Source organism: Streptomyces viridosporus (assembly GCF_002078235.1).
GTDB lineage: Bacteria > Actinomycetota > Actinomycetes > Streptomycetales > Streptomycetaceae > Streptomyces > Streptomyces viridosporus.
On sequence record NZ_MSGP01000367.1, the window covers coordinates 1 to 9,515 of the forward strand.

Consider the following 9,515-nt stretch of genomic DNA (forward strand, 5'->3'; position numbering starts at 1 on the left):
CGAGCGCGCCCAGCAGGCCGCCGCCGGAGCCCGTGGTCGCCGACGGGGCCGGCGTGGCCGTGTCGCCGCCTGCGGAGCCCGGGGCGGTGGCGGACGTCTTGGGCTCGTCCTTGTCGTCGGAACCTGAATCCGACGAAGAGGACGTGTCCTTGTCCGCGCCCTTGCCCGCACCGGCGGAGGCCGAGGGGGTGGGCTCCGCGACGGGGTCCTCGTCCGGGGACGCGCTGTCGCTCGCCGTGGGGGTCGGTGCGGGCGACGCGGGGGCGTCGTCCTTCCCGGTGCCCTTCTCGGCCTCCTCGATGGCGGCCAGGCAGTCCTTGTACTCGTCCGCGGTCAGGCTTCTGGAGGGCGGCGTGTCGTTGCCGTCGGCGAGCGCCAGGGTCGGGGTGAACCCCATCCCCATGAGGACCGCCGTCGGCATCGCCGCCAGGGCCACCACCTTGCCGCTCGGCACGTGGAGCCGGGTCAGCAGCGGCTTCTTCGGGGCCGCGTGGCGCGGCCCTTTCGTCCGGGGACCCGGGAGCGCGGCGGCTCTCGGGTCGCGCGTCTCGTCAGCCGACACGGTGCCCCCTGTCGAGGTCCTCGGCCCGGACGCCGCCCGTCTCCCCGTCACCGCCGGTCTCGTACGGAGGGTGGGGCCGCCCCGGCTCGGCGACGGTGTCTTCGGGGGCGTCGTCCCGCACGGCGCCCTCTCCGCCGGGCCCTCGGAGGGCACCCCGCGGGTCGCTCTCCCCGGTGTCCGCCTCGCCCGGCGCCCAGGAGAGGGAGAGCGCACCGCCGATCATCGCCAGCAGGAAGCCGATGATGAAGCCGCCTATGTTGGACACGACCAGGGACACCAGGGCCAGGAGGATCGACGCGACACCGGCGAAGATGCGCGTGGCCTGCTGGAACCACATCGTCAGGCCGAGCGTGAACAGCAGGACGCCGATGATCAGCGACCCCGACCCGGCGGTCGTCGCCATGGCGAGCGACATGTGGCCCAGCTTCAGCGTGGCGTAGGGGAAGTAGGCGATGGGGATGCCGCCCAGCAAGGTGAACAGGCCGGCCCAGAACGGCCGGGTGCCCCGCCAGTCGCGGAAGCGCAGACGCAGCCGGGTGAAGGTCCCGGCGCTCTGGACCGGAGTCTCGGCACTCATGGAAAAAGCTCCCTGGGTCCGGTGGAAGTACGTACCGGCTCGGCCGTAGGCGCTGAGAAGCCGGAAGTCTGAGTCTGTGAGGATGGCCCGGCACGCGGACCGGCGGGGCCGGCGGGGCGGGGAAGCGACGGCTCCCCCGCCCCCCGGAGCAGCTCAGCTGCCCCGGAACACCCCGGTGACGGAGGCCGTCAGTAGCACTCCATCTTGGGGTCCGCGCCGAGACGCATCGAGAGGCCGTTCAGCGTGAACGTGCCGGCCGTGGTCGCCCACGCCGTCTGCTTGACGCCGTAGAGGTCGGCCGACTCCGCCTGCTGGGCGAAGCCACCCGGCTGGGTGGTCTTCTCGTCCTTGTTCGCGGGGCCGCGCGTCTTGTCCCGGATCGCGACGCCGATGTCGATGTTCTTGAACTTCGCGTCGGCGTCGAGCTGGGCGACGTCGATGTAGAGGTTCTCGGCCGTGACCGGCTTGCCCGGAGCGTTGCCCGCCTCGAGACGAAGGTAGATCGTCTTCTTGATGAGGGGGATCTCCGTCTTGACTGACTGGCACATCTTGGTGATCCTCGCCGTGTCGAACGACGAGATCGCGACCGGAACCTGCGTCTTCTCTTTACCGTCGGTCGAGGTGTAGACGCTGTCGATGCCGCCGTACTGGGCGAAACCCTCACCGTGCAGGTGACCGGCCGTCACCTTGAACTGCTGGCCGGAGACGCTGAACGACGCCGCGAGGGCACCCTGCGCCAGGCCGACGCCCACCGCGGCCGTGGCGACCACGCTGGGCACCATGACCACGGCGAACCGCTTCCATCTGGTCCCGCCACGCACCTGGGACTCCATATTTCCTCCTTCTCGGACGTACATCTCCTGTCCTGACCGGCCGTCACGGACGGCGGCTCGGTCGGGCAGGGATGGGAGAAGTGCTCCGTCCTCGGGAAGGAGAGCGCCCGCACCCGACGGCGCACGAAGCGCCCGGATCACCGGCGGTCACCCCCGAGCGACAACCACTGGTCGCGCCTGACACGCATCACGCACAACCCTGCTGGACAGGCTTCACCCGCGGGCGAAGACCCCCCTGTCCAAGGGCCGGCGTCACTGCCGCCGGCCCTGCTCGGTGGGGACCCAGGAGGCCCGCGGGCCCGATTGGCTGTCGGGGCACGGGCGATGGACCGAGCGTCGCCGATCGTGGTGCATTCTCGCCGCACATACAAGGGGGTTCGTTACTCGCTAGTAACGGCCGGGTAACCGAGGGGCGACCCACCGATCCCGGTCGGCGACGCTGGGTGTCTCGGCGGGGGCGTACAAAACTATTGATCCTTGGACGGAATCCGACAGACCGATGCCTGCGACTTACTCGCAGTAACAGCGGCCGCGATTGCCAAGTTTTGGCAAAGCGCGGCCGCTTCGGTCCCGGTGGACCGGCCCTCCACTCGGGCCCCACGGATCCGGACGGCCGGCGCAGCGGCCGGAACCGGGCTCCGCGCCGCCCGGTCCGCTCAGAACAGGGCCCGTGCCAGCGCCCGGCGCGCGGCGATCACGCGCGGGTCCTCGGCGCCGACCACCTCGAACAGCTCCAGCAGCCGCACCCGTGCGGCGTCCCGGTCGTCGCCCGCGGTGCGCCCCACCGTCTCGATGAGCCGGCCGAAGGCGTCCTCGACGTGACCGCCCACCAGGTCCAGGTCGGCGGCGGCGATCTGGGCCGCGGCGTCCTGCGGCTTCTCGGCGGCGTCCTTGCGCACCCGCGCCGGGTCCAGGCCCTGTACGCGCTGGAGCAACTCCGCCTGCGCGAGACCCAGTTGGGCCTCCGTGTTGCCCGGGTCCTCGGCGAGCACGTTCTTGTACGCCTGGACGGCGCCGCCCAGGTCACCGGCGTCCAGGGCCTGCACGGCGGCCTCCAGCAGGGCGTCGTGCGGACCGGCGGGCGCGTCCTGGACGGCGGCCCGGTCGCCGCCGCCCGGCTCGGCCTCCGGGTCGACGACGAGGCCGGTCAGGCCGAAGCGCTGCTCGGCGACCTGCACCAGCTGGTCCAGGGTCTGGCGGATCTGCGCCTCGCCCGCGGCCCCCTGGAAGAGCGGCAGCGCCTGTCCGGCCACCACGGCGAAGACCGCCGGGATGCCCTGGATCCCGAACTGCTGCATCAGCATCTGGTTGGCGTCGACGTCGATCTTGGCGAGGAGGAAGCGCCCGTTGTACTCGACGGCGAGCCGCTCCAGGACGGGGCTCAGCTGCTTGCAGGGCTCGCACCACTCGGCCCAGAAGTCGATGACGACCGGGACCTCGGTGGACCGCTGCAGGACGTCGCGCTCGAAGCCGGCCTCGTCGACGTCGATGACGAGATCGGCCGGGGAGACGGCGCCCCCGCCGCCCTGCCGGGCCGCTTCGGCGCGCGCCTGCTCCGCCTTCGCCTTGGCCTCCTGGGCCGCCTTCACCGCGGCGAGGTCGACGACTCCGCTCATGGACATGTTCCGTGGCTGCATGCGTCTATCCTCCCCCGTGCGGCGCGCGTGTGTGAAAACGTCCGGGGAAAGCCAGGCGTTCGTGTGCTGTCGGGCGCCGGGTCCCCACCCCACGCCGTGGTCGTCGCTCGGGCACGTCGGTCGCACGTGCTTTCGCTACGATTCGTAGCGTAACGCCGGACGGGGTCCCCGCGGCACCGGGCCCGGGTGATCTCCCTCACGACCGACCGCGCGGTCTCCGCCGTTAAGGTCGTGCCATGCAGAGCCGCACCCCCGCCAGTCGCACCGGACGACCGCGCAGCGCGGCCGCGGACGCCGCGATCCTGGCCGCGACCCGCGAGGCTCTGGTCGAACTGGGGTGGTCCGGGCTCACGTTGAGCGACGTGGCGATCCGCGCCGGGGTGGCGAAGACCACCCTCTACCGGCGCTGGGCGGGCAAGAACGAACTGGTCGTGGACGCGGTCGCGGAACTCTTCGACGAGCTGCGCGTGCCCGACCGCGGCTCGCTGGCCGCCGACATCGAGGGCGTGGTGCTGCAGTTCGCCGCGATCCTGGCCCGCCCCGAGGCCAGGAGCGGGCTGATGGCGGTGGTCGCCGAGGCGACCCGCGACGAGGCGCTGCGCGAGCGCATCCGGGCCTCGATCGTCGACCGGCAGAAACACCTGGTCCTCGCGGGCCGGGCGCGCGCACAGGCGCGGGGCGAGCTGCCGGCCGAGACCGACGCCGGCCGGACGGCCCGCGCCGCCGACCTGATCTTCGACATGGTGGCCGGCGCGGTGGTGCACCGCACCCTGGTGAGCGCGGAGCCGGCGGACGAGGAGTGGGTGCACGGCTTCACCCGGGTCCTGCTGTCGGGGCTCGCCGCGGCCGGCTCCGCCTGAGGGGCCCGGACCGTCCGCGGGTCGTGTTCGTCGACGAACTCCCTTCCACGCGAAGGTAGTTGCTTGCCGCGACAGGACCGCCCTGCGAGGATCGGGTGATCATCCCGACCGGGACACGTACGGCACGTCGAGCACCCAGGGAGCCCCGCATGACCGGAACCGGAGCCGAACCCGTCGCCGCGCGCATCGACACCTCCGGGCCGCACCCGGCCCGGGTCTACGACTGGTTCCTCGGCGGCAAGGACAACTACCCCGTGGACGAGGAACTGGGCCGGCGCATCATGAGCGTCGACGGGACCGCACGGCACGTCGCCCGGACCAACCGCTGGTTCATGCAGCGCGTCACCCGGTGGCTGGCCGGCCGGGCGGGCGTCCGCCAGTACCTGGACATCGGCACCGGCATCCCCACCGAGCCCAACCTGCACCAGGTGGCCCAGCGCATCGCGCCGGAGTGCCGCGTCGTCTACGCCGACAACGACCCCATCGTGCTGAAGCACGCCGAGGCGCTCCTGCGCAGCACCCCCGAGGGCGCCACCGCCTACATCGAGGCGGACGTGCGCCGGCCCGACCACATCCTGGAACAGGCCCGCGCGAGCCTGGACTTCACCCGGCCGCTGGCCCTGTCCCTGGTGGCGCTCACCCACTTCCTCGGCGACGAGGACGATCCGTACGGCCTGGTGGCGCGGCTGGTCGACGCCCTGCCCTCCGGCAGTCACCTCGTCCTGTCGCAGCTCACCGCCGACTTCGACCCCGTCGGAGTGGGACGCGGCGTCGAGATGTACAAGGCGGGGGGCGTCACCCTCGCGCCGCGCACCCGCGCGGAGATCGCCCGCTTCTTCACCGGACTCGACCTCGTGGAACCCGGTCTGGTCCAGCTGACCGACTGGCGTCCCGAGCTCGCCGACGGCGAGACCACCGACCCGAACGCCGTGATCTCCCTGTACGGCGCGGTGGCCCGCAAGCCGTGACCGCCCTCCCCGGCCGGGCGGCCGGGGAGGGGATCCGCTCTAGAAACCGGCGGGCTCGGTGTACACGCCCCACTCGTCGCGCAGGACGCCGCAGATCTCGCCCAGCGTCGCCTCCGCGCGCACGGCGTCCAGCATCGGCTCGATCATGTTGGCGCCGGAGCGCGCGGCCTCCAGCATGGCGTCGAGCGCGCCGCGCACCGCCGCGTCGTCGCGGGCGGCCTTCCGCTCGCCCAGCAGCCGGACCTGCTCGCGCTCCACCTCGTGGCTGACCCGCAGGATCTCCAGGTCGCCGGTGACGGACCCGGTGTGGGCGTTGACGCCGACGACCTTCTTGTCGCCCTTCTCCAGCGCCTGCTGGTAGCGGAACGCCGACTCGGCGATCTCGCCGGTGAACCAGCCGTCCTCGATGCCGCGCAGGATCCCGGAGGTGATCGGTCCGATCGGGTGCCGCCCGTCCGGGTGGGCCCTGAGGCCCCGCTCCTTGATCTGCTCGAAGATCTTCTCCGCGTCGGCCTCGATGCGGTCGGTGAGCTGTTCGACGTACCACGCACCGCCGAGCGGGTCGGCGACGTTGGCGACGCCGGTCTCCTCCATGAGCACCTGCTGGGTGCGCAGGGCGATCTCGGCGGCCTGCTCGCTGGGCAGCGCGAGGGTCTCGTCGAGGGCGTTGGTGTGCAGCGAGTTGGTCCCGCCGAGCACGGCGGCCAGCGCCTCCACGGCGGTGCGGACGACGTTGTTGTACGGCTGCTGGGCGGTCAGCGAGACACCGGCGGTCTGCGTGTGGAACCGCAGCCACTGCGCCTTCTCGCTCCGCGCGCCGTAGACGTCCCGCATCCAGCGCGCCCAGATCCGCCGGGCCGCGCGGAACTTGGCGATCTCCTCGAAGAAGTCGACGTGCGCGTCGAAGAAGAAGGAGAGGCCGGGGGCGAAGACGTCCACGTCCAGGCCGCGGCTGAGCCCCAGCTCCACGTACCCGAAGCCGTCGGCCAGCGTGTACGCCAGCTCCTGCGCGGCCGTCGCCCCGGCCTCGCGGATGTGGTAGCCGGAGACCGACAGCGGCTTGTAGGCGGGGATGCCGGCCGCGCAGTGCTCCATCAGGTCGCCGATCAGGCGCAGGTGCGGCTCGGGCTGGAAGAGCCACTCCTTCTGGGCGATGTACTCCTTGAAGATGTCCGTCTGCAGCGTGCCGTTGAGCACGGCGGGGTCGACGCCCTGGCGCTCGGCGGCGACGAGGTACATGCAGAAGACGGGCACGGCGGGCCCGCTGATGGTCATCGACGTGGTGACGTCGCCGAGCGGGATGTCCCGGAACAGGACCTCCATGTCGGCCGCCGAGTCGATGGCCACCCCGCAGTGCCCGACCTCGCCCAGGGAGCGCGGGTCGTCGGAGTCGCGGCCCATGAGCGTCGGCATGTCGAAGGCGACGGAGAGCCCGCCCCCGCCGTTGCCGAGGATCATCTTGTACCGCTCGTTGGTCTGCTCGGCGTTGCCGAACCCGGCGAACTGCCGGATGGTCCACGTGCGCCCCCGGTAGCCGGTCGGATACAGCCCGCGGGTGAAGGGGTACTCACCCGGCCAGCCGATCCGCTCGAACCCCTCGTAGGTGTCCCCGGGCCGGGGCCCGTACACCGGCTCCACGGGGTCGCCGGAGAGCGTGGTGAAGTCCGCGTCGCGCTTGCGTGCGGCGTCGTACCGGGCCTGCCAGCGTCGGCGGCCCTCCTCGATGGCGTCAGCGTCCATACCTTCGAATTTACTTGGACGTCCTAGTAAATGTCGATGGCTGACCGCCGCACGCTGCTCCGTACGGCGGTGACGCCCGGAAGGCTACGCCCCGGCGGTCGCGGGCGCCTCGGCCGCGACCTTCGCCTCCAGCTCGCGGCTGATCCCGCGCTCCACGAAGAAGGCGGCCGTCGGCACGGTGCCCGCCAGCAGCACCCAGATCTGCTTCTTGACCGGCCACTTCGCCTTGGAACCGAGGTCGAAGGCGAAGATCAGGTACACCACGTACAGCCAGCCGTGGGCGATGCTGACCACCTGGGTGAAGTCGTCCGCGCCGTCCACCCCGAGGATGTACTTGCCGATCATGCCGAAGACCAGCAGGACGAGCAGGACACCGGTGACGTAGGCCATGACGCGGTAGCGCGTCAGCACGCTCTTCTTCATGCAGTCGAGCGTAACGGCCCGTTCCGGGCCATCCCGGACCGGGTCACGTGGGCCGCGTCACCCCTCCTCGAAGTCGCCCGCCGCGAGCCGCAGCGGCCGGAGCATCGCGAAGAGCTCGCCGCACTCCTCGGCGTCGTAGGCGCCGAGGCCGAAGTCCATGGCCATCAGGTCGCGGGTGGCCGCCTCGACCACCTCGCGGCCCTTGTCGGTGATGCGGGCCAGGATGCCGCGGCCGTCGTTGGGGTTGGGACGCTTGTCCACCAGGCCCGACCTCACCAGCCGGTCCACGGTGTTCGTCACCGACGTGGGGTGCACCATCAGCCGCTCGCCGATCTTGGACATCGGCAGCTCGCCCGCCTTGGAGAAGGTCAGCAGCACCAGCGCCTCGTACCGCGCGAACGTCAGCCCGTACGGCTTGACCACCGCGTCGACCTCGGCCAGCAGGATCTGGTGCGCACGCATGATCGACGTGATCGCGGCCATCGACGGCACGCTTCCCCAGCGCTGCTTCCAGAGTTCGTCGGCACGGGCGATGGGATCGAACGAGAGACTGAGCGGCTTCGGCACGGCACCGACCCTACCGGCCGGTCATATGCTGGTCAGCCCCGTCTCGCCCTTCGGTCGGCGGGACCGCACCGGCCCCGCCGGCCGCTTCGTCGGTCGCCGGCTACCCGGCGTCCCGCGCCAGGTGCCGCTCGACGGTCTCCACCTTGGAGGTGAGGCCGTCCTCCACCCCCGGGCGGAGGTCGGCCTTGAGGACCAGGGAGACGCGCGGAGCCCGTGCCTCCACCGCGGCGACGGCGCGCTTCACGACGTCCATGACCTCGTCCCACTCGCCCTCGACCGAGGTGAACATGGCGTCGGTGCGGTTCGGCAGCCCGGACTCGCGGACCACCCGCACGGCGTCGGCGACGTACTCCCCCACGTCCTCGCCCACGCCGAGCGGCGTCACGGAGAAGGCGACGATCACGCCTGCACCACTCCTTCGTTCCGGGCGCGGGTGGCGATCACCGCGTCCTCGGCCTCCCGCTTGAGCCGGCGCTCGGCGAAGAAGCCGCCGAGGGGCAGGACCGACATCAGGAAGTAGAAGGCGGCGGTCTTCAGCGGCCACTTGGCGCGGTTCCAGGCGTCCGCCCAGAAGAGCACGTACAGGACGAAGAGGAAGCCGTGGACCGCGCCCATCACCGGGACGGCGTTGAAGTCCGTGGTCCGCTTCAGGACCGAGCAGACGAGCAGGACGAGGAACGAGATCGCCTCGGGGCCCGAGACCAGGCGGAGGCGGCGGAGGGCGGTGGCGGTCTTGATGTCCACGGATCACCTTCGGTGGGAGGGACGTCGGTGTCGACGGGTCGGACGGTTTGTGAACGCACGCACAAGCGTCCGCCCATTGTGGCAAATCTCCTCCGCGATCACCCGAGGGGGTCCCCGGAGCCGCGGGTCCCGGTGGCCGGGCGTCCCGGCCGGTCCGTAGCCCGTAGGGGGCCGATCGGGTTCCGACTCCCCCACGGGACCTGTCGGCGGGGCAAAGCGGCCGCTACCGTCACATCCGTGGCGATGTTCAGGCTTCAGAGCAGCAAGGTGCTCGCCGTCGACATGACCGGGGACGCCGTGAAGGCGAAGAACGGCTCCATGGTCGCGTACGACGGCGAGATGGCCTTCAAGAAGCTCACGGGTGGCGGTGAGGGCCTGCGGGGGATGGTGACCCGGCGGCTGACGGGCGAGCAGATGACGGTGATGGAGGTGAAGGGGCACGGGACCTGCTGGTTCGCCGACCGCGCGTCCGAGATCAATCTCGTCGGCCTCCAGGGGGACAGGCTCTACGTGGAGTCGAGCAACCTGCTGGCGGTCGACGGCGGACTGCGCACCGGCACCAGCTTCACGGGGATGCGCGGTGCCGCGCATCCCCGTGAAGCTG

The 9,515-nt window shown here is 71.5% G+C and carries 11 protein-coding genes and 1 pseudogene; 3 read left to right on the forward strand and 9 right to left on the reverse strand.

What is annotated here, in order from left to right; genetic code table 11:
• The 4 genes and pseudogenes from B7L92_RS25510 to B7L92_RS25530 form a co-directional block, all read right to left on the reverse strand.
• Positions 1-562: pseudogene (locus B7L92_RS25510) on the reverse strand (hypothetical protein); the annotation flags it as partial.
• Positions 552-1,139 (reverse strand): DUF6114 domain-containing protein, encoded by a 588-nt coding sequence (locus tag B7L92_RS25515; RefSeq protein ID WP_081239751.1) that lies wholly within the window; start codon positions 1,137-1,139, stop codon positions 552-554. The gene B7L92_RS25515 and the pseudogene B7L92_RS25510, both read right to left, overlap by 11 nt.
• A gap of 188 nt (positions 1,140-1,327) precedes the next feature.
• Positions 1,328-1,972 carry a DUF6230 family protein gene (locus B7L92_RS25520; protein WP_081239752.1) on the reverse strand — a complete coding sequence of 215 codons (645 nt, stop codon included), beginning with the start codon at positions 1,970-1,972 and terminating at the stop codon, positions 1,328-1,330.
• Between the two features lie 656 nt (positions 1,973-2,628).
• Complete coding sequence (locus B7L92_RS25530) at positions 2,629-3,609, reverse strand: tetratricopeptide repeat protein (protein ID WP_081239753.1); 981 nt, start codon at positions 3,607-3,609, stop codon at positions 2,629-2,631.
• A gap of 236 nt (positions 3,610-3,845) precedes the next feature.
• Here B7L92_RS25530 and B7L92_RS25535 point away from each other — a divergent pair, with 236 nt between their 5' ends.
• Entirely contained in the window at positions 3,846-4,469 is a 624-nt protein-coding gene (locus B7L92_RS25535; RefSeq protein WP_081239754.1) for a TetR/AcrR family transcriptional regulator, read from the forward strand.
• Between the two features lie 149 nt (positions 4,470-4,618).
• Positions 4,619-5,437 carry an SAM-dependent methyltransferase gene (locus tag B7L92_RS25540; protein ID WP_081239755.1) on the forward strand — a complete coding sequence of 273 codons (819 nt, stop codon included), beginning with the start codon at positions 4,619-4,621 and terminating at the stop codon, positions 5,435-5,437.
• Between the two features lie 39 nt (positions 5,438-5,476).
• Here the strand turns inward: B7L92_RS25540 and icmA are convergent, their stop codons facing one another.
• From icmA to B7L92_RS25565, 5 genes are all read right to left on the reverse strand, one after another.
• Positions 5,477-7,177, reverse strand: coding sequence for a coenzyme B12-dependent isobutyryl-CoA mutase large subunit (icmA, locus tag B7L92_RS25545; protein ID WP_081239756.1), 1,701 nt, complete (start codon positions 7,175-7,177; stop codon positions 5,477-5,479).
• Positions 7,178-7,261: 84 nt separating this feature from the next.
• Entirely contained in the window at positions 7,262-7,600 is a 339-nt protein-coding gene (locus B7L92_RS25550) for a DUF3817 domain-containing protein (RefSeq protein WP_016824598.1), read from the reverse strand.
• A gap of 57 nt (positions 7,601-7,657) precedes the next feature.
• On the reverse strand, positions 7,658-8,167 hold the full coding sequence (locus tag B7L92_RS25555) for a MarR family winged helix-turn-helix transcriptional regulator (protein ID WP_081239757.1): 510 nt from the start codon (positions 8,165-8,167) through the stop codon (positions 7,658-7,660).
• 100 nt (positions 8,168-8,267) lie between these two features.
• Complete coding sequence (locus B7L92_RS25560; RefSeq protein WP_004983282.1) at positions 8,268-8,570, reverse strand: MTH1187 family thiamine-binding protein; 303 nt, start codon at positions 8,568-8,570, stop codon at positions 8,268-8,270.
• Positions 8,567-8,911, reverse strand: coding sequence for a DUF3817 domain-containing protein (locus tag B7L92_RS25565; RefSeq protein WP_081239758.1), 345 nt, complete (start codon positions 8,909-8,911; stop codon positions 8,567-8,569). The genes B7L92_RS25560 and B7L92_RS25565 overlap by 4 nt, the downstream gene beginning before the upstream one ends.
• A gap of 243 nt (positions 8,912-9,154) precedes the next feature.
• Here B7L92_RS25565 and B7L92_RS25570 point away from each other — a divergent pair.
• The coding region (locus B7L92_RS25570) for an AIM24 family protein (RefSeq protein ID WP_143626375.1) at positions 9,155-9,515 on the forward strand (361 nt) is incomplete at its 3' end.

Bases quoted from the DNA above. Each gene is read 5' to 3' on its own strand.
- B7L92_RS25515 (WP_081239751.1), bottom strand. From the start codon at position 1,139: ATGAGTGCCGAGACTCCGGTCCAGAGCGCCGGGACCTTCACCCGGCTG.
- B7L92_RS25520 (WP_081239752.1), bottom strand. From the start codon at position 1,972: ATGGAGTCCCAGGTGCGTGGCGGGACCAGATGGAAGCGGTTCGCCGTG.
- B7L92_RS25530 (WP_081239753.1), bottom strand. From the start codon at position 3,609: ATGCAGCCACGGAACATGTCCATGAGCGGAGTCGTCGACCTCGCCGCG.
- B7L92_RS25535 (WP_081239754.1), top strand. From the start codon at position 3,846: ATGCAGAGCCGCACCCCCGCCAGTCGCACCGGACGACCGCGCAGCGCG.
- B7L92_RS25540 (WP_081239755.1), top strand. From the start codon at position 4,619: ATGACCGGAACCGGAGCCGAACCCGTCGCCGCGCGCATCGACACCTCC.
- icmA (WP_081239756.1), bottom strand. From the start codon at position 7,177: ATGGACGCTGACGCCATCGAGGAGGGCCGCCGACGCTGGCAGGCCCGG.
- B7L92_RS25550 (WP_016824598.1), bottom strand. From the start codon at position 7,600: ATGAAGAAGAGCGTGCTGACGCGCTACCGCGTCATGGCCTACGTCACC.